16 protein-coding genes are annotated in these 19,480 nt (G+C 66.5%); 9 read left to right on the forward strand and 7 right to left on the reverse strand.

Annotated features, from left to right (window positions below; all coding sequences use genetic code 11):
* Nucleotides 1–115 precede the first annotated feature (115 nt).
* The 6 genes from QYR03_RS07765 (at nucleotide 116) to QYR03_RS07790 (ending at nucleotide 10,862) form a co-directional block, all read left to right on the forward strand.
* Entirely contained in the window at nucleotides 116–1,531 is a 1,416-nt protein-coding gene (locus QYR03_RS07765; RefSeq protein WP_301712742.1) for an FAD-binding oxidoreductase, read from the forward strand.
* A 56-nt stretch (nucleotides 1,532–1,587) separates the two neighbouring features.
* A complete protein-coding gene (locus QYR03_RS07770; protein WP_301712741.1) occupies nucleotides 1,588–2,352 on the forward strand; it encodes a decaprenylphospho-beta-D-erythro-pentofuranosid-2-ulose 2-reductase in 765 nt (254 codons plus the stop codon).
* A 38-nt stretch (nucleotides 2,353–2,390) separates the two neighbouring features.
* Nucleotides 2,391–4,394 (forward strand): galactan 5-O-arabinofuranosyltransferase, encoded by a 2,004-nt coding sequence (locus tag QYR03_RS07775; protein WP_301712740.1) that lies wholly within the window; start codon nucleotides 2,391–2,393, stop codon nucleotides 4,392–4,394.
* A gap of 155 nt (nucleotides 4,395–4,549) precedes the next feature.
* A complete protein-coding gene (locus QYR03_RS07780) occupies nucleotides 4,550–7,987 on the forward strand; it encodes an arabinosyltransferase domain-containing protein (protein WP_301712757.1) in 3,438 nt (1,145 codons plus the stop codon).
* A gap of 44 nt (nucleotides 7,988–8,031) precedes the next feature.
* Complete coding sequence (locus tag QYR03_RS07785; RefSeq protein ID WP_301712739.1) at nucleotides 8,032–9,960, forward strand: M13 family metallopeptidase; 1,929 nt, start codon at nucleotides 8,032–8,034, stop codon at nucleotides 9,958–9,960.
* A complete protein-coding gene (locus tag QYR03_RS07790; protein ID WP_301712738.1) occupies nucleotides 9,957–10,862 on the forward strand; it encodes an alpha/beta hydrolase in 906 nt (301 codons plus the stop codon). Before QYR03_RS07785 ends, QYR03_RS07790 begins: the two co-directional genes overlap by 4 nt.
* A gap of 8 nt (nucleotides 10,863–10,870) precedes the next feature.
* Here QYR03_RS07790 and QYR03_RS07795 read toward each other — a convergent pair whose 3' ends face one another.
* The 6 genes from QYR03_RS07795 to QYR03_RS07820 all read right to left on the reverse strand — a co-directional run bounded on the left by QYR03_RS07795 (nucleotide 10,871) and on the right by QYR03_RS07820 (nucleotide 14,637).
* On the reverse strand, nucleotides 10,871–11,704 hold the full coding sequence (locus QYR03_RS07795) for a hypothetical protein (RefSeq protein ID WP_301712737.1): 834 nt from the start codon (nucleotides 11,702–11,704) through the stop codon (nucleotides 10,871–10,873).
* A 63-nt stretch (nucleotides 11,705–11,767) separates the two neighbouring features.
* On the reverse strand, nucleotides 11,768–12,571 hold the full coding sequence (locus QYR03_RS07800) for a VOC family protein (protein ID WP_301712736.1): 804 nt from the start codon (nucleotides 12,569–12,571) through the stop codon (nucleotides 11,768–11,770).
* Between the two features lie 3 nt (nucleotides 12,572–12,574).
* Entirely contained in the window at nucleotides 12,575–12,877 is a 303-nt protein-coding gene (locus tag QYR03_RS07805) for an RNA-binding S4 domain-containing protein (protein ID WP_301712735.1), read from the reverse strand.
* A 23-nt stretch (nucleotides 12,878–12,900) separates the two neighbouring features.
* Nucleotides 12,901–13,221, reverse strand: a complete 321-nt coding sequence (locus QYR03_RS07810; RefSeq protein WP_301712734.1) for a YbjQ family protein — start codon at nucleotides 13,219–13,221, stop codon at nucleotides 12,901–12,903.
* Nucleotides 13,222–13,261: 40 nt separating this feature from the next.
* Complete coding sequence (locus QYR03_RS07815; RefSeq protein WP_301712733.1) at nucleotides 13,262–13,927, reverse strand: LysE family translocator; 666 nt, start codon at nucleotides 13,925–13,927, stop codon at nucleotides 13,262–13,264.
* Nucleotides 13,927–14,637, reverse strand: coding sequence for an SDR family oxidoreductase (locus QYR03_RS07820; protein WP_301712732.1), 711 nt, complete (start codon nucleotides 14,635–14,637; stop codon nucleotides 13,927–13,929). Before QYR03_RS07820 ends, QYR03_RS07815 begins: the two co-directional genes overlap by 1 nt.
* Before the next feature lie 61 nt (nucleotides 14,638–14,698).
* On the opposite strand from QYR03_RS07820, the gene QYR03_RS07825 reads away from it, so the two are divergent.
* The 3 genes from QYR03_RS07825 to QYR03_RS07835 are packed head-to-tail and all read left to right on the forward strand — an operon-like array spanning nucleotide 14,699 to nucleotide 19,144.
* Entirely contained in the window at nucleotides 14,699–15,301 is a 603-nt protein-coding gene (locus QYR03_RS07825) for a sugar O-acetyltransferase (protein ID WP_301712731.1), read from the forward strand.
* Between the two features lie 43 nt (nucleotides 15,302–15,344).
* The gene (locus QYR03_RS07830; RefSeq protein WP_301712730.1) at nucleotides 15,345–17,615 is read left to right on the forward strand and encodes an ATP-dependent RNA helicase; all 2,271 of its coding nucleotides are present in this window, start codon (nucleotides 15,345–15,347) and stop codon (nucleotides 17,613–17,615) included.
* A 47-nt stretch (nucleotides 17,616–17,662) separates the two neighbouring features.
* On the forward strand, nucleotides 17,663–19,144 hold the full coding sequence (locus QYR03_RS07835) for an amino acid permease (protein ID WP_301712729.1): 1,482 nt from the start codon (nucleotides 17,663–17,665) through the stop codon (nucleotides 19,142–19,144).
* On the opposite strand, the gene QYR03_RS07840 is transcribed toward QYR03_RS07835, so the two are convergent.
* Entirely contained in the window at nucleotides 19,119–19,436 is a 318-nt protein-coding gene (locus QYR03_RS07840) for a hypothetical protein (protein ID WP_259849153.1), read from the reverse strand. The two genes, QYR03_RS07835 and QYR03_RS07840, sit on opposite strands and share 26 nt — an antisense overlap.
* Between the last annotated feature and the right edge of the window lie 44 nt (nucleotides 19,437–19,480).

Raw genomic sequence — 19,480 nt, forward strand, 5'->3', positions numbered from 1 at the left:
CTTCTCGCTAATCAGACCCATTCGGGCATTTCAGGCCCGTCGGGACCCCAGCTCCGGGACTAGGCTGGCTCACAGTGCCCGGAGGAGGGCAACCGCAATCTATGGGATGGAAGAGATGGAACTTCACACCACTGCGAAATCGCTCTACGGCTGGGGCCGCACGGCTCCGTCCACCGCACACGTCCTGTCCACGCCGGATGTAGATGTGATCAAGGAAGCCGTCCGCCAGGTCGCCGAGGATAACGCGGCGTTGCCGGAAAGCCGCCGCCGCGGCATCATCGCCCGCGGCATGGGCCGCTCCTACGGCGACCCGGCGCAGAACGGCGGTGGCCTGGTCATCGATATCCAGGAACTGAACAAGATCCACGACATTGACCCTTCGACAGGCATTGTCGACGTGGACTCGGGCGTGACACTCGACCAGTTGATGAAGGCGGCGCTGCCGTACGGCCTGTGGGTTCCGGTGCTGCCTGGCACCCGCCAGGTGACCATCGGTGGCGCGATCGGGCCGGATATCCACGGCAAGAACCACCACTCCGCCGGCTCCTTCGGCAACCACGTCCTGTCGATGGAGCTGCTCGTCGCCGACGGCCGCGTGCTGCACCTAGAGCCGGAAGGATCCGCGGACGACCCAGACGGCTCGCTGTTCTGGGCGACGGTCGGCGGCATGGGCCTGACCGGCATCATCCTCCGGGCGCGCATCCAGATGACGTTCACGGAAACCGCCTACTTCATCTCCGACACGGTGCGCACGACGACCCTCGACGAGACGATCGAGGAGCACTCCCATGGCCAGGAGGAGGGCTACACCTACTCCTCGGCGTGGTTCGACGCGATTTCCGCGCCGCCGAAAACGGGCCGCTCAACCATTTCTCGCGGCTCCCTGGCCACCTTGGCCCAGCTGGAGGAGTTCGCGCCGAAGCTGGCCAAGAACCCGCTGAAATTCTCCGCCCCGCAGCTGATGACAGTGCCGGACATCTTCCCGTCCTGGACCATGAACAAGCTGTCGCTCATGGCCATCGGCGAGGCGTACTACATGATGGGTTCGCCCAGCCAGAACGATATTTTGAACCTGACGCAGTTCTACCAACCGCTGGACATGATCGCGGAGTGGAACCGCGGCTACGGCAAGGCCGGCTTCCTGCAGTACCAGTTCGTGGTGCCCACGGACGCGGTAGAGCCGTTCAAGCAGATCATCTACGACATCCAGTCGAGCGGCCACTACACCGCCCTGAACGTGTTCAAGCTGTTCGGCGAGGGCAACCGTGCTCCGCTGTCCTACCCGATGCGCGGTTGGAACGTGTGCGTGGACTTCCCGATCCGCAACGGCCTGCACTCCTTCCTGGACCGCCTGGACGAGCAGGTCATGGAGTTCGGCGGTCGCCTGTACCTGGCCAAGGAGTCCCGCACGTCCGCCGAGAAGTTCCACAAGATGTACCCGGAAATGGACAGCTGGCTCGAGACCCGCCGCGCCATTGACCCGACCGGTGTCTTCGCGTCCGATATGTCGCGCCGCCTTGAGCTCTCTTAGGTCGCTCAAGAGAAAAACGCTCACGAGATAACGAACTAAGAAAAGGGACAATCACAATGCTCAATGCAGTAGGACAGGCACAGAACATCCTTCTTCTCGGCGGCACCAGCGAGATCGGTCTCGCGATTGTCGACGAGCTCGTCTCCCGCGGCGGCTCCCCGACCGTCACGCTCGCGGCGCGCCAGAACAGCCCGCGTATCGACGCCGCCGTGGACGAGGTCACCAGCCACGGCGCCGGCGAGGTACGTGTGGTCGACTTCGACGCTTTCGACACCGCTTCCCACCCGGCAGTGATCGAGGAGGCCTTCGCGCACGGCGACGTGGACGTGGCCATCGTTGCCTTCGGCACCCTGGGCGACCAGGAGGAGCTGTGGCAGAACCAGGAGGCCGCCGTGGCCTCCGCACAGACGAACTTCACCGCCCCGGTGTCCGTGGGCGTGCTGCTGGGCCAGAAGCTCAAGGAGCAGGGCCACGGCACCATCATCGCCATGAGCTCCGTGGCGGGCATGAAGGTGCGCCGCTCCAACTTCGTCTACGGCGCCACCAAGGCGGGCATGGACGGCTTCTACACCCAGCTTGGCGAGGCCCTGCGCGGTTCCGGCGTGAAGGTCACCGTCGTCCGTCCGGGCCAGGTCCGCACGAAGATGACGCAGGGGCTGGATGAAGCGCCGTTGACCGTCGATAAGCAGGATGTCGCAAAGGCCGCTGTGGCCGCCGCACTCGAAGGCAAGCCGAACGTCTTCGTGCACAAGCTCTTCGGCCCGATCACGCTCGTGCTGCAGCACATCCCCGCACCGATCATGCGCCGCTTGAGCTTCTAATACCGGGAACTGCCCCGCGCTGTGGGACACTGTCAGGTATGACAGAGCACCTCACCGAGCAGCGCGAGCGGCAGGCAGGATCGACCATCGCGGAGCCCAAGCGGGTTTCCGCCTACGCACCCGACGCTTTGTCCTTGACAGGCGCCGCGGTGCGTTTCCTGTTTTCTCTCCTCGGCGGCGGCGTCTTTGCGCTGGCCTGCTGGTACGTGCTGCACTCCGTTCCGTTGGCGGCGTTCAACGTCTCCATGGTCACCCGTGCGCTGGCGACGGCGTGCTCCCTGCTGGTCGTCGTCGCCGTCGGCGCGCTGACCTGGTTGTGGCTTCGCGACGGCGACGGCCACCGCCCCCGTTGGCGCACCGTTCTGACCGAGGTGGTGTGCACCCTCGCCCCCGCCGGCCTCGTGATTTCCGCGCTGGGGATTCCGCTGGCGTCGACACGCCTGTACCTGGACGGCATCCAGGTCGACCAGGGCTTCCGCACTCAGTTCCTGACGCGCATGGCGGAGACCGCCACCAACCAGGACATGAACTACCTCGACTTGCCGTCGTTCTACCCGCTCGGGTGGTTCTGGCTCGGTGGGCGCGCGGCCAACCTGCTGGGGATGCCGGGCTGGGAGGTCTACCAGCCGTGGGCGTTGGTCTCCCTGGCCGCCGCCGGTGCCGCTCTCGTGCCGGTGTGGCGTAAGCTCGTCGGCTCCCTCCCGGTGGCCACCGCAATCGCCGTGGCCACCACCGCGATCTGCCTGGCCATGGTGCCGGACGAGCCGTACGCCGCGATTGTGGCCATGGGCTTCCCGGCTGCCGCGGTGACGGGTTACCGCGCGATGCGCGGCTCCTGGTCCGCCACCATCGTCCTGATGCTCTACCTGGGTGTGTCCGCCTGCTTCTACACCCTCTACACCGGCATCCTGGCGCTGACGATGACCATCTTCACCCTGACCGCTGTCCTCTCCGGCTCCCGCGGTAAGCCCTGGTGGGTGCCGGTGCGCCAGCTGGCCGTCATCGGCTTCGGCTCCATCGCCATCGCACTGGTGGCGTGGTGGCCGTACTTGAAGGGGCTGATCAACAGCCCGGAGGCGGTCCGCTCCACCGCCCAGCACTTCCTGCCCTCGGAGGGCACCACGATCCCGCTGCCGTTCTTCGCGCTCAGCGCTGTCGGCGCGCTGAGTTTGATCGGCTTGATCTACATCATCGTGCGCTTCCGTGAACCGGAGATCACCTACCTCGCCATGGCTGTGAGCATCTGCTACGCCTGGGTCTTCGGCTCCATGGTGATCTCGCTGGCGGGCACCACGTTGCTGGGCTTCCGCGTCGAGGTGCTCATTGCTCTGCTGCTTTCCACCGCGGGCATTTTCGCGCTCGCCGACCTGCGCCTCGTCGGGGTGGACCTGCTCTACCCGGACATGCTCGGAGAACGGGGCAACCGCGCTGTCACCGCTATCTTCGTGGTGCTGCTCGGCGCCGGTGCTCTGGCATACGTCCAGCAGATCCCGGACGAGAACGAGAGCTTCATCGACCAGGCGTACACCAGCACCGACGGCAGTGGCGAACGCGCGGACCTGCGCGAATCCGATGTGGGCCGCTACTACATCCAGATCAACGACTTCGTCCAGGAGCAGGGCTACAACCCGGCCGACACGGTAATGCTCACCGATGAGATCAACTTCATGGCCTACCACCCGTACCACGGGTTCAATGCCTTCACCAGCCACTACGCCAACCCGCTGGGCGAATTCGACGCGCGCAACGAGACGATCGCGGGCCTGGCGCGCGGCTCCTTCGGCGACTTGGCTGACCCGGGGGCGTTCACGGGGGCCGTCGATAAGATCAACGAGCGTTGGCGCGCACCCGATGTCTTCCTGCTGCGCGGCAGCGAGGACGACCCGGAGGAGCCGTGGAAGACGCACATCGCCCACGACATCTTCCCCAGCCAGCCGAACGTGCGCTACGAGGCCCTGTTCTTCAACCCGGAGGCCTTCGATTCCGCTGACTGGACGGTCGAGCAATTCGGCCCGTTCGTGGTGGTGGTCCGTAACAAGTGAGCAAGAAGCAGAAAGTAGAATCACCCGCCGTGAATAAGGTGACCAAGGTGGAGAAAATGAAGCACAGCACGCGGACGGACTCGCCCACGGAGGGCAGCACCCGCGTGGGAGCGGCTGCCTCGCAGCGCAGCCCGCGCACGCTGAACCTCACGGCGATGCTGTCGGGTGCGCTGGCTTTCCTGTTCTTCGTGCTCACCCCGCTGCTGCCGGTGAACCAGACCCAGTCGTCGTTCGACTGGCCGCAGGACGGCTCGCTGAATTCCGTGAACGCGCCGCTCATTTCGCTGGCGCCGGAATCGCTCGACCTGACGGTGCCGCTGAGCGTGACGGATTCACTCAATCCGGGCCAGACGAACGTGCTGTCCACGCTGCCGGAGGATTCGACGGAGGCGCTGGACCGCGGCCTTTTCATCACCGCGCCGCAGGACGGCGGACTGACGGTTTCCTCGCTCAACGAGGTCATTTTCGAGCTCACCCCCGCCGAGCTGGACAAGGCCCGCAAGGCTGACGACGCCGCGCTGCACGTGAGCGCGACGGGCGACGGTGTCACGGTCGAGGTCCCGGGCACGGACTTCGCGGAAGAGACCGAGGACGACATGCGTCCCCAGCTCACGGGCATCTACACCGAGCTTTCGGGGGACGCCGCGCAGACGCTTATCGACGCCGGCCTCAGCGCCCACGTCGAGATCAACTCCCGCTTCACTTCTTCACCGACGGCCGTGAAGTGGCTAGCCATGATCGCCGGCACGATCTCCGCCATCGTCGCGCTGTGGTCCCTGGCCCGCCTGGATCTTTTCGACGGCCGCCGCCTGCGCCCGCTGCGCCGGGAGTGGCGCTCCTTCAAGCCGCTCGACGGCGTTGTCGTCGGTCTGCTGTTGTTCTGGCACTTCTTCGGCGCGAACACCTCCGACGACGGCTTCCTGCTCACCATGGCGCGCGTGGCCAACGACTCGGACTACATGGCCAACTATTACCGCTGGTACGGCGTGCCCGAATCGCCGTTCGGCGCTCCGTTCTACAACGTGCTGTCACTGCTGGCGAAGGTGAGCACCGCCTCGGCGTGGATGCGCATTCCGACGCTGCTGTCCGGAATCGCCATCTGGTGGGTGCTCTCCCGCGAAATCCTGCCGCGGCTGGGCGAGGCCATCGCCAACCGCCGCGTCGCCTACTGGACGGCCGCGTTCATGTTCCTGGCGTTCTGGATGCCGTACGACAACGGCCTGCGCCCGGAGCCGATCATCGCCCTAGGCACGATCGTCACCTGGGCGTCCTTTGAGAGCGCGATTGCTTCACGCCGCCTGCTGCCCGCCGCGTTGGGCACTGTGTTCGCCGCCTTCACTCTGGCGTGCGGCCCGACCGGCCTGACGGCGGTGGGTGTGTTCCTGGTGTGCCTGCCGCAGCTGCTGCGCATTGTCCGTGAGCGTTCCGCCACCGCTCCCCCGGCGGCGTTCATCCTGCCGTTTTTGGGCTTGGGCTTCGCCGTGATGATTCCGGTCTTCCACGACCAGACCCTCGCCGCGGTCCTGGAGGCGACCTCCGTGCGCTCCGAGGTCGGTCCTGCCCTGGAGTGGTTCAACGAGTACGTCCGCTACACCACACTCTTCGAAGCGACCGTGGACGGCTCTATGACCCGCCGCTTCGCCATGTTCACCCTGCTGTTCTGCCTGGGCCTGGTGATGTGGAGCATGTCCCGCTTCGGCGGGGTGCAGGGCGCGGAGAAGGCGCCGACGAAGCGCCTGCTCGCAATTTTCGCGCTGTCGATGTTCTTCCTCATGTTCACCCCGACGAAGTGGACCCACCACTTCGGCATCTACGCCGGTCTGGCCGGTGCGGCGGCGGCGCTCGGCGCGGTGGTGCTGGCGCAGATCGCGTCCCGCTCCGCCCGCGCCCGCACCTTCTCCCTGGCGGCAGTTATGTTCCTGCTAGCCATCTCTCTGGCCGGTTGGAACGCGTGGTGGTACGTCTCCTCCTTCGCGGTTCCGTGGTGGGATAAGACGGTCCAGCTCAAGGGCATTCAGGCCAGCTCGGTCATGCTGCTGCTGACCCTGGTCACCGTTGTCGTCGGCGTGATCCAGACCTTGCGTTACGACCAGCGCCGCGCAGAAGCCGAGGAAGCGGGTCGAGTCCGCGAATTCGAGGCGGCCCAGGCCGCCGAGGGCTCCCGCTTCGCCAAGGTGATGACGGCACCCATCGCCGTCGCCTCCATCCTCATGGTCGCCTTCTCCTGCCTGACTTTTGCGAAGTCTTTCGTGGACCAGGCTCCCGCCTACTCCGTGGGCATGGGCAACATCCGCTCCCTGAAGGGCGACAAATGCCAGCTCAGCAGCGATGTGCTGCTGGAGACGGACACCAACGATTCTTTCCTCACCCCGGTCGACGGGGTGCCGCTGGGCCGTTCGCTCGAATCCGGCACCGTCCGCGGTTTCCACCCGGAGGGCGTGCCCGCCTACATCGATTCGGACAACGAGGGCTCCGCGAGCGTCGGCGCGATCGGCAGCGACCCGGCCGCCGCTTCTTCGGACACAGGCTCGAACGCCGGCACCGCGAACTCGGCGAACTCCGCGAACTCCGCCAACACCGGCGCGGCCAACAAGACCGACGCAGACGGCTCCACCGACAAGGCTGGCAAGGCTGGCGGCGGCGCGGCCGGCTCAACGGAGCAGGGCGAAGACGTCACCTCCGACACCGTCCAGTCCACGAGCCGCGCCGGCACGCAGGGCAACCGCTCCGAGGACCAGGTGGGCGTCAACGGCTCGACGGTGCGCCTGCCGTTCAATTTGGACTACAACCGCGTTCCCGTGCTGGGCACCTTCGATGAGGAAGCCCAGTCCTCCTCCGAGATCAAGACCGGCTGGTACGAGCTGCCGGAGTCCACAGAGGAGGCACCGTTGCTCGTCGCATCCGTCGCCGGCCGTATCGCCCACCACGACATCAACGGCGAGGAGAAGAAGGGCCAGACCCTCAAGCTCGAGTACGGCACCCGCAATTCGGGCGGCTCCGTCACCAATATCGGTGAGGTGGAGATGATGGATCCGGGCCCGAGCGTGAAGTGGCGCAACGTCCGCTACCCGATCTCGGACCTACCTGAGGGCGCCAACGTGGTGCGCCTGGTGGGCGAGGACATCAACCTCGACCCGTACGAGTGGATGGCGTTGACCCCGCTGCGCAACCCGAAATTGGAGCACATCACGGATGTCTTCGACGCGGACACCCCGGGCCTGCTGGACTGGCCGGTGGCGCTGCAGTTCCCGTGCAACCGCACGTTCAACCACTACGCGGGCGTGACGGAGATTCCGCAGTTCCGCATCGCTCCGGATGCCCCGGGCAAGGAGCAGCTGAGCGGTTTCCAGGACTTCCTGGGCGGCGGCGCGATGTCCACGTCGGAGGCCGTGAACTCCGCCTACGAGATGCCGGGCTACCTCGACAACGACTGGCACCGCGATTGGGGTTCGGCGTACCGCTACGTGCTGCGCACGAATTCGCTTGGCGACGCCCCCGCCCCCGCCCACATCAACCACGAGCAGATCACCCGCTCGGGCTGGTGGAAGTCGTCAGACATGAAGATCCGCAACCCCCACGAGGACGAGGAGTAGCGGGGCAGCTTCGCTCCTCCTCCACTTCACTACAGTGGGGTCCTATGAAGGACCTTTACCGACTTGTGAACGGACCGTGGCTGGAAAGCCACGTCATCCCCGACGACCGCGGAGTGGACGGCACGTTTCACGGCCTGCGCGACCGCGCTGAGGAGGATGTCCACGACCTAGTGAAGGACGGGCAAGGCCGCGCCAGCGACCTCTACGCCTCGTTCATGGACACCGGGGCGATCAACGCGGCAGGCCTCGCCCCTCTCGACGAGGACTTCGCGCTGTTGAGCGTCGCAGACATCGACGAGCTGGCGCACAACCTGGGCGTGCTCGACCGCCGCGGCGTCTCCGGCCCGCTGAGCTACTGGGTGGAGAAGGATTCGGAGGGCGACACGGCCGTCCCGTACCTCGTGCAGTCGGGCCTGGGCCTGCCGGACGAGGCGTATTACCGCGATCCGGCGCACGCGGAAACACTGGAGAAATACCGCGCCCACGTCGAACGCATGCTGGGCTTTTTGGATCCGTCGCGCCTGTTCGGCTTGAGCGCTGCCACCGCCGCGGAGCGCATCGTGGAAACGGAGAAGCAGATCGCACACAGCCACTGGGATGTCGTGGCCAGCCGCGATGCGGTGAAGACCTACAACCCGAAGCAGCTCAGCGACCTGCCGGACATCGTCCAAACGCTGCTGCGAGGCTCCGGGCTCGGCGACGGCCGCGTGATCGACATGATGCCGTCCTACACCGCCGACCTGGCCGGCATGCTCCGCGCCGAGACCCTGCCGGACTGGCAGCTGTGGGCGACATGGCACATCCTCATTTCCCGCGCCGGCGTGCTGCCAGAAGAGGTCGGCGCCGCGAATTTCGAGTTTTACGGCACCGCACTGTCGGGCGCGACCCAGCAGCGCGACCGCTGGAAGCGCGGCATCGCGCTGGCGGAGTCGCTGGTGGGGGAAGACATGGGCAAGGACTTCGTCGATAAGCACTTCTCCCCGCAGGCCAAGGACGAAATGCTGAAGCTCGTCGACTACCTTGTCGCCGCCTACCGCGAGCGCATCAGCACGCTGGCCTGGATGTCGCCGGCCACCCGCGAACGCGCGCTGGAAAAGCTGTCGCAGTTCCGCGCGAAGATCGGCTACCCGGATTCCTGGCGCTCCTACGACGGCCTCGACTTCTCCCGCGACGGTGCCGACCTCGTGGCCAACGTGCGCGCCGGCGCGGAATTCGAGCACGATTACCAGGTGGCCAAGATCGGCAAGCCCGCTGACCGCGACGAGTGGGTGACCACCCCGCAGACCGTCAACGCGTTCTACAACCCGGTGGTCAACGACATCACATTCCCCGCCGCGATCCTGCGCCCGCCGTTCTTCGACATTGACGCCGACCCGGCCGAGAATTTCGGTGCGATCGGTGCCGTCATCGGCCACGAGATCGGTCACGGCTTCGACGACCAAGGCTCGCGTTACGACGGTGCCGGCAACCTCAACTCCTGGTGGACCGACGAGGACCGCGCCCGCTTCGAGGAACTGACCAGCAAGCTCGTCGAGCAGTACAGCGGCCTCGTCCCGCACGTCCTCGAGGGGAACGACACCAAGGGCGTCAACGGCGAATTCACCCTCGGCGAGAACATCGGCGACCTGGGCGGGCTCGGCATCGCCGTGGTCGCGTACAAGAACTACCTCAAAGACCAGCAGCTTGACGACGGCCCGGCCCTCCCCTTCGACACTGACGGCGCCTCCCCGGAACTCGACGGGAAGGAATTCACCGGCCTGCAGCGCCTGTTTTTGTCCTGGTCGCGCATCTGGCGCACTGCCATCCGCCCCGAGATGGCCGAGCAGTACCTGGCCATCGACCCGCATTCACCCGCCGAATTCCGCTGCAACGTCATCGCCGGAAACGTTTCCGAGTTCTACGAGGCGTTCCCCGAGGTCGACGAGGATTCCGAGATGTGGGTCGCCCCGGAGGACCGTGTGGTGATCTGGTGATAAATCCCCGAAGCGAATCCCCGGCCAGCGGCTTCAGCGCCGCGCAGGAGCGCATGCGCCACGTCCCGGAGCCGTTGCAACCCGACGCTCCCCTCCCCCAGGGTGAGGTGGGTGCGGTCTACCCCGTCAACGAGCAGCACCTCGAGGACTTCCAGGTCGGCGGGGTGGAGCGCTCCCTCCCGCCCGCGGAGCAGTTGGCGCAGCTGGTCTCCTATATGGAGTCCAGCTACCCCCTGCCCGGCAGTACCCGCGCCGGCATTGGCGCCGACAGCACCGGTGCCGACACCGATGCCGTGGACCGGTACCTCGCCGCCTTGCCGGACCGCCTCACCCACGCGGCGATGCTGATGCTCGGCTCGGGCCTGGACCACACGATGCCCGGTGTCGCCTATGGCATGGACGTGGATGCGCGCGACCTGCCCGATCTCGGTGCCCGCGTGTTCGTTCCCGCGGGTTCCGCGCAGCCGGCGGGCCGGTGGGCGGTGGCCCTGCATCCGGGTTTCGGCCCCCGTGCGGTGGAGCATTACTGGCGCCCCCTGGTGGCGGCGGTGGCGCAACTGTCCGGCACGACGATCGTCGACCTGAACGACACCTGCGGATCGGGTGCCCGCGGCACCCTCAACGAGGCGTTCGAGTACATCGCGGCGCAGAATCCGTCTGATGCGCGGGTAACGGTCTGGGCCGCGGGCGGTGGCGCAGCCCTGCTCGCTGAACAGCACCCGGCAGACTCGGTGGTGCTCACCTTCCCCGTCTCCGGGCCGCCGGCTGGACCGGGCGGGAAACCGGTGCAGGTCCGCACCACCGGTGACTACGCCGTCGCCCAGGCGGGGCCGGGAATCATCGCCACTCCGGAGGAGTACCGGCGGATCGTCCGCGACATCGCGGATGACCTGCGCGCTTAAGCCGGGGGTTACCGCTCCACGAGCGGCGGGTCGATGGTGTGGAGGCCCCAGAGCGCCCCGTCGGACATCCAGATGGTCAAGGCGTCGGCGCCGTTGGCTGCGTCGAGCGCGTCCACGGTGTCGCGGTCAACGCTGAACGACAAGGTGGTCCGTTCGGATTGGTCGATCCACTTGTGCACGTCGTCGGTGTGCTCGTCGATATCCCCGTAGCTCATGGCGGCGGCGACCCAGTCCGGACCGAATGTGACTGACCCGGAGGCGGACTCGCGGTCGTCGGCCCAGCCGAATTTCGAGCCGACCGCCCCGTCGAGCTGGTCGGTGCCGAAATCCTGCTTCATCCCGTCCTCCGCGTACAAGGCATGGTTGGCCATGCCGCGGATGAGGGGCTCGGCGACGGGGTCGTCGATGATCTCCATGACGAATTTCGCCAAGTCGTACGGCGTCGTGCCGGACTTTCCCCAGTAGCCGCTGCTGTAGGTGCCCTCGAGACCGAATTCCTCGGCGACCTTGTTGATCGCGTCCGGGTACTCCTCATCCAGCTCAACGGCGAGCTCATCATCGGACACGCGGACCATGCGCAGCACTTTGCCTTGTTCCTGCGGGGTTCCGTGCGCGAGCACGTAATAGCCCAGGTACAGCTTCGCCAGGGACAGCGCCGGGCGAGTCTCCCGGGCATTCGGCGAACCCGTCCAGTGACCGTCGGCGTGGTAGACGGCCAGGTCAGTGCGCTCGCCGGGGTCGCCGGGAATGACGTCGACCGCGTCGGCCTGTGGCGCATTGAGTGCATTGAGCGCAGTGAGCAGGCCCGCGGTCACCGTGGCGGCGGCGAGGAATCTTTTCACAACAGCACATTATGCACTGGTCCACGCACACTGCGGAATCTGTGCGGGCCACGGACAGGAAGACTAGAGGTGCAGGATCGAATCGCCTTCGTCCAGCGTCTCCTCGTCGACGGGTTCGTCGACCTCACACAGCGTCACCACGGCGCCAGTGGAGTCCACGGCGGTGAGCAGCAGGCCGAACGGGGAATTCTCCGGGCCGCGCAGCACCTCGCCGCCGAATTCCTCGATACGGCTGCGGGTCTGAGCGATATTGGCCACGCCCAGGTAGGAGCGCCAGAAGCTCGGCACGTCCGCGGGAATCTGCTCCCGCGCATCCCAGATGCCGGCGAACGCAGCACCGTCCTGCATGGCCAAAAGGTAGCCGTCGTTTTCCACGATGTCCCAGTTGAACAAGTCTCCGTAGAAAGCAGCGAGCTTATCGACGTCCCCCGTGCACGTGTATTCGTGCCACACCGGTGTCCCCGGCTCCCCGGCCGCGACGAAGGAATCCTCCCCCTCGGGCTCGTACAGGCCGAACCAGCCGCCGGCACTGTCGGCGCACAGCGCCATCGTTCCCAAGGAGACGCGCTGCGGTTCCGCCAGGACGCGCCCGCCGAGCTCCGCGACGCGCGCGGCGTCCCGCGCAATGTCCGTAGACAGGAAGTACGTCACCCACGCATCCGGCATCGCGGCGCCGTCGCCGTCGCTGGAGTCGGCCTGCGGCACCATCCCGGCCACCGGCATTCCCTGCAGGCGGGCGATCCGGTAGTCGCCCTCTTCGACATCCCAGCCAAGGATCCGGGAGTAGAAATACGCCGACTTCCTCGTCTCGGAGGTCAGAAGGTCGATCCAGTACGGCATGCCCTCACGGGCTTCGAATGCGGGCATGGCTTAGAGGTTCCTCCACTTCTCCGGGTCGAAGTCGTCGTTGGCGGTGCGCTCGTCGAAATAATCGTCCCCGCTGTCCCCGCTGTTCCCGCCGTCGGCCAACACGGTGGCGGACAGGGAGGCGGAGGGGATGGAGACTACGTCGCCGTCGACAAGCTCGTAGCCCCGGGAGGTGACTACCTCGCCGTTGACGTCGACCTCGCCCGAAGAAATGAGCTCTTTGGCGTGGCCGCCGGATTCCGCAAGATTCGCGAGTTTGAGGAACTGGCCGAGCTTGATGCTCCCGCCCGTGATGCTTACATCCATGCCTCTATGTAAGCAGCCCGGTGTTAATCCAGCCGAACCGCGGTGCCCGTCGCGGCGACGAGCATCATCGAACCGTCCGCACCCATCGGCGAATAGTCCAGCTCAACGCCCACGACCGCGTCCGCGCCGATCTGGCGGGCGCGCTCCCACAGCTCGTTGAGCGCGCTGTCGCGGGCCTGGATGAGCTCCTGCTCCCAAGAACTCGCGCGGCCGCCCACCATGTTGCGGAAACCTGCGCCGATGTCCTTGAACATGTTCATGCCAGTGATCGTTTCGCCGCCGATGATGCGCATGTACTCGATGATTTCCCGGTCTTCGACTGTCTGCGTAGTAGTGAGGATCATGAAAGCGATTTTAACGTGGCTGCCCGGCCGCAGCCGGGGTTCAAAGCAGGCTCGTAGCGCCCTCAACGATCATCCACACCGCCAGCGCGATGAAGATCAGGCCCGTGGCGATGTCCACCACGTGTCCGTGCCGGTCGAGGAACCCAGCGAGTTTATCCACCAGCAGCGCAACACCCACGAACCACGCGAACCCGATGACCACCAGGGTGAGCAGGATGACCAGCATCCATTCCCAGCCCATGCCGGGCCGCACGAATTGCGCGAAGACCGCCCCGAAGAAGAGCACCGCCTTGGGGTTGGACAAGTTCGTGGCCACACCGGTGCTGAACGCCTTGCGTGTCGACGGCCCCGCCCCCGCCCCCGCTGCCTGGCCGGCGCCGTCCCCGCCAGCGGTTTCCGGCGGGCCCGGGTTTTCGCTGGCAGCCAGCCCGGCGCGGATGGCGCCGATGCCCATCCACAGCAGGTAGGCGCCACCGAGGAGCTGCAGGACAGCGAGGATTTCGGGGACGGATTGAATGAGCGAGCTCAAGCCGAGCAGCGATGCCGCGATCCAGAAGGTGTTGCCCACCATGATGCCCACGGCGCACGCCACGCCCACCGCGCGCGACTTCACGCCCAGCCGGGCGATCTGCACGACATCGGGACCGGGGCTGGCGATCGCGGCAACCCAGATGCCTGCAAGGGCGAGGAGGGTGCCGGTGGTCATCAGCGTTCAGCTTGGTCGCGCGGCATGATGTTCATCGTGTCGATGTTGACGTGCGTCGGCAGCGACGCCACCCACCGGATCGCCTCGGCGATGTCCTCGGCGGTGAGGTTGAGCTTGCCGTCGTAAACTTCCGCGGCACGGGCCGTGTCGCCGAAACGGTTGAAAGCGAAGTCGGTCTTCACGCGGCCCGGGTCGATCTCGGTGATGCGGATGGGGGCGTCGACCTCCTCCCGCCGGAACGCTCGCGTGAGGGCGCGCAGCCCGAATTTGGCCGCGTTGTAGCCGGAACCGCCGACGTAGGCGTCCCAGCCGGCGACAGAGCCGATGTTGATGACCAGGCCTTCCGCCGCGACAATCGCCGGGTACAGCGCCTTGGTCACGCGCACGGTGCCCAGCACATTCGTCTGATACATCCAGTCCCAATCCTCCGGCTTGGCCTCACGCAGCGGGTCAAGCCCGCGCGCACCGCCCGCGTTATTCACCAGGACATCAACGCGCTCAAGTACGCTCGCAAGCTTCTCGACGCTCCCCTCATCCGTCACATCCAACTCCACCCCCACTCCGCCGATCTCTGCGGCGATGTCATCGCACAGCTCCTTACGGCGCGCGCAGACATAGACGGTGTACCCGTCTTTAGCTAGGGCCCTGGCCGCGGCCTCCCCGATGCCTGCTGATCCGCCGGTGACTACCGCAATCTTCTTCTCGCTCATGTGGTGCAGTGTAGGCGTGCCCCTCGGCGGGCACTGGTTTTTAACGCGTACCCTTGCGCATATGGCCACGCTTGATGATGCGACAGAACACCCCAACCTCGCCGACCTCCGCGCCTCCCGCTGGTACAAGCCGGATTCCGACGAGCTGGAAACTGTCCGCCACGCCGCGTGGGAGCGCATCCGCGAACTGAATTCTTTAGGCAATTTGAATTCTGAGCGTGCGGAAGAGCTCTTGAAAGGCATCCTCGCCCCTGGTTCCGCCATCCCTGAAGTTTTCGCACCGCTACAGGTCGAATTCGGTGCGCACACCACCTTTGGCGAAGGGTGCTTCATCAACTACAACTGCGTCATTCTCGACGTCGCCGAGGTGACAGTGGGCAAGCGCACCCTGTTCGGGCCGGCGTGCCAGCTCATCACCGTCGAGCACCCGGTCAACGATGCCGCCGCGCGTGCCGACGGCTGGGAGCGCGGCCGGCCCATCACCATCGGCGACGACTGCTGGTTCGGCGCCGGCGCCATGGTCATGCCTGGCGTGACCATTGGTGACCGCTGCGTCATCGCCGCCGGAGCGGTGGTGGCCAAGGACGTGCCCGGCGACAGTCTCGTCGGCGGTGTGCCGGCGAAGCTGATCCGCCAACTGAACCAGCCGGGCGAGCCGAACTAGCTCCCGATCTCCGCGGGAGGCACCACGGGTAGATTTGTCTGCGATGTTCGACCTTTCCACCATTGGCGCCGACCTCCCCGTCGCGGACGTGATCGGGGACCTCCCGGTGCGCGGACCGCTCGTCGTGGAGGCGCCGCCGGGCACGGGCAAGACGACGTTGCTGCCGCCGGCGATCAACAACCTCACCGCAGACAACGGCGTCACGCTCGTCACCGCACCCAGGCGTGTCGCGGTGCGTGCCGCGGCGCGCAGGCTCGCGCTTCTCGACGCCTCCCCGCTAGGCGACCGCGTCGGCTACTCCATCCGCGGCGAGCACAAGGACGGCTCGCTGGTGCAGTTCGTCACTCCCGGTGTTTTGTTGAACCGCCTGCTCAAAGACCCGGAGCTGACCGGAGTGGGCGCGGTGATGATCGACGAGGTCCACGAGCGGCAGCTGGACACCGACCTGGTGTTGGCGATGGTGATGGAAGTGGCGTTTCTGCGGGACGACCTCTACTTGGCCGCCATGTCGGCGACCCTCGACGCCCAGGCACTGGCCGGCCACATGGACGCGCAAGTCCTGTCGACCGAGGCGGTCACCCACCCGCTGGATGTGAACTACCATCCGCACCCCGGCCGCGCGGAGGGATCGCGGGAGTTCTACCGCCACGTCGCTGAGCTGGCCGCGACACCGCCCGCGCACGACGGCCGCACACTGGTCTTCGTCCCCGGCGCACGTGAGGTGGACATGGTGTGCGCGCAGCTGCCCAGCGCGGCTCCGCTCCACGGGCGGCTCACCAACGCCGAGCAAGATGAGGCGCTCAACGGTGACGCGGAGGTCGTCGTGGCCACCTCCATCGCCGAATCCTCGATCACCGTCCCGGGTGTCCACCGCGTCGTCGATGCCGGTTTGTCCCGCGTGCCGCGCCGCGACGCCGCCCGCGCAATGACGGGCCTGGTCACGGTCTCGAGTGCGAAGACGAGCGCCGACCAGCGTGCGGGCCGTGCCGGCCGTCTCGGTCCGGGCGAGGTGCTGCGCGCCTACTCCCAGTCCGACTACCAGCATTTCGCCGCCGACATCGCCCCGGAGATCACCACCGCGGACCTCACCTCGGCCGCGCTCACCATCGCAGCCTGGGGGTCTCCCGACCTGCCGCTTCTCACTCAGCCGCCCGCCGGCGCGCTCGCCGACGCCCGCCGCACCCTCCACGCCCTGGGCGCCCTCACCTCGCCTGACGGAGACGGAACGGTCACCGGGCTGGGCGAGAGTCTCGCCGCGATGCCCCTCGATCCGCGTCTCGGCGCCGCGCTGCTCGCACACGGCTCCGGGGCCGCCCGCACCGTCGCGGCGCTCGCCGAGGGCATGAGCGGCGACCTCGCCCGCGCGCGGGCACCCCGCAAACAGGTCGACCGGTTCGCCAGCATGGTGCCCGCCACCGGCGACGTACCGGCCGGCGAGGTCATCGCCACCGCCTACCCGGAATGGGTGGGCAAACACCTCGGCGAGCGCGAATACCTGCTGGCCAGCGGCACCCGCGCACGCCTCGACTCCACGATCCCGCCCGCCGAGTGGATCGCCGCCGCCGAAATCCAGCTCACCAGCTCCGGCGCCATCATCCGCGCCGCCGCCGGCACGGATTTTCCCGGGCACCGCGTCAAGGAAACCACTGCGGCCTCGCTTGTTGACGGCCGCCTCCGCTCCCGCCTCACCACCTCCATCGGCGCCATCGAGTTGACCTCCACCCCCATCAAGCTCTCCCCCGCCGAGGCTCAGGAAGCTCTTTCCGGTTTCCGCTTCGACTTCGGCGCCATCCCTTTGGGCGAGAAAGCGCAGCGTCTCAAAGACAGGATCGACTTCCTGCGCGCACGGCACGGGGATCCGTGGCCCGACATCGACAGCGGCGACTATGCGCCGGAGGTTGGGGAGCTGGCGCGGGGGGCGTCGATAAGCAAGCTCGACTTCTACGCCGCGATGATGCGGCAACTCCCCTGGCCCGAAGCCGCCGACATGGACACACTCGCACCCGAGCGCCTCGAGGTACCCAGCGGCTCCCACCCCCGCGTGGATTATTCGACCGGGCGGCCCATCGTGCGCGTCAAGCTCCAGGAATGCTTCGGCCTCGCCGCATCCCCCGAGGTCAGCGGTGTGCGCGTGCTGTTCCACCTGCTGTCGCCCGCCGGCCGCGAGCTCGCCGTCACCGACGACCTGGCCAGTTTCTGGAGCGGGCCCTACGCCGACGTCCGCAAAGAAATGCGCGGCCGCTACCCCAAGCACCCCTGGCCCAAAGACCCCTGGAGCGCGCAAGCGACCGCGAAAACCAAGAACCGGATGTGACTCCATTATTAACAAAGGCTGGGAAACTCCCAGTAAGTTAGACCTTTATGAGCACAGCCCAAAGCCAACGCACCCACTCGGTGACCATCTGGACTCTCGTGTCCCTGATCATCGGCTCCACAGTCGGATCCGGCATCTTCGCCCTGCCGCAGAACATCGCGTCTGTGGCCAGCCCCGGCGCGATGCTGATCGGGTGGGCGATCGCGGGAGTGGGCATGCTCTCCATCGCGTTCGTGTTCCAGATCCTCGCGCGGCGCAAGCCCCACCTGGACTCCGGCGTGTACTCGTATGTGCGTGCAGGCCTGGGCGATTTCATCGGCTTCACCTCCGGCTGGGGCTACTGGCTCGGCTCGGTGATGGCGCAGGTGGGCTACGCGACGCTGTTCTTCGGCACGCTGGGCCACTACCTGCCGTTCTTCGACCAGGACAACCCCTGGGTGATGGCGCTGACTGTCTCTGTGCTCACCTGGGGCATTTTCTTCGCGCTGACCCGGGGTGTGAAGCAGGCGGCGCTGATGAACCTGGTCACCACCATCGCGAAGCTGGTCCCGATTCTGGCATTCATTGTGCTCATCGCCTTCATCGGGTTCAGCTGGGACAAATTCACCCTGGACTTCTGGGGCGAGAACTCGGGCATCTCACTCTCCGACCAGATCCAGGGCATCATGCTGTTCACAGTGTGGGTGTTCATCGGTGTCGAGGGAGCCTCGGTGTACTCCAAGCAGGCGCGTTCCCGCCAAGACGTCGGCCGCGCGACCGTGATCGGCTTCCTGTCGGTGCTGGGCCTGCTCGTGGCTGTGTCGACGCTGTCCTACGGCGTGCTCACCCGCGAGGAGCTTGCGGCGTTGCCGGATAACTCGATGGGCGCGGTCCTCGAGGCGGCGGTCGGCCCGTGGGGCGGCGCGCTGATCTCCATCGGCCTTTGCCTGTCGGTGCTGGGCGCCTATATTTCCTGGCAGATGCTGTGCGCGGAGCCGATCGTGATGATGGCCTCCGACGGCCTCTTGCCGAAGCGTCTCGCCGCCAAGAACGAGGCGGGCGCGCCGTGGATGGCGCAGCTGGTCTCCACCGCGGTGGTCCAGTTCTTCGTCATCCTGTTCTTCACCAACGAGACCTCGTACAACACGATGGTGCAGCTCGCGACCATCATGTACCTGCTGCCGTACATCTTCTCGGCGCTCTACCTCGTGCTCCTCGCCGTGCGCGGCAAAGGCCTGACGCACCCGCACGCAGGCGAGCTTTTCGACGATTCCGGCCCCACCATCTCCTCCTCCGACAACCGCCGTCACCTCGCCATCGGCATCGTCGGCTTCATTTATTCGCTGTGGCTGATCTACGCCGCCGACCCGGTCTACGTGCTCTTCGGCGCCCTGGCGGTCATCCCCGGTCTCGTCCCCTACCTGTGGACGCGCCTGGCCAACAAGGAAAAGGTCTTCAACACCTTCGAGTGGGTCGTCGTGGGCGTGGTCCTCATCGGTGCCGTCTTCGCGGTGGTGGGGCTGTTCAACGGCTCCCTGACTCTGGAGTAGCGCGCCCCGCCATCGCCAGAATGGAGTCGGAGGACACGAGCACGAATTCGTTGTCGAGCTCGTGCCCGGCTTCGACCAGCGTCAGGTTCGCGGGCAGTTCCTCCCTGGTCGCCAAAGCGACGGCGAGTGCTGGGAGGGCTTCCGAGTCAGCGACGATGTGCAGCTGCCCGATGGTGGTGCCGGCGACGAAACGCAGCGCGGCGTCCACAATTTCTTCGGCCTCCTCGATTCCCACGGGGGCGTCCTCGCAATGAGCCACCGTGACCGCAATGGCCGTTTCAGTTCTGATCATGACCGGTGACTGTAGCCCGGGTGCCTGAGGAATCTCTGTGGCAC

The organism is Corynebacterium sp. P4-C1 (genome assembly GCF_030503595.1).
Taxonomy (GTDB): domain Bacteria; phylum Actinomycetota; class Actinomycetes; order Mycobacteriales; family Mycobacteriaceae; genus Corynebacterium.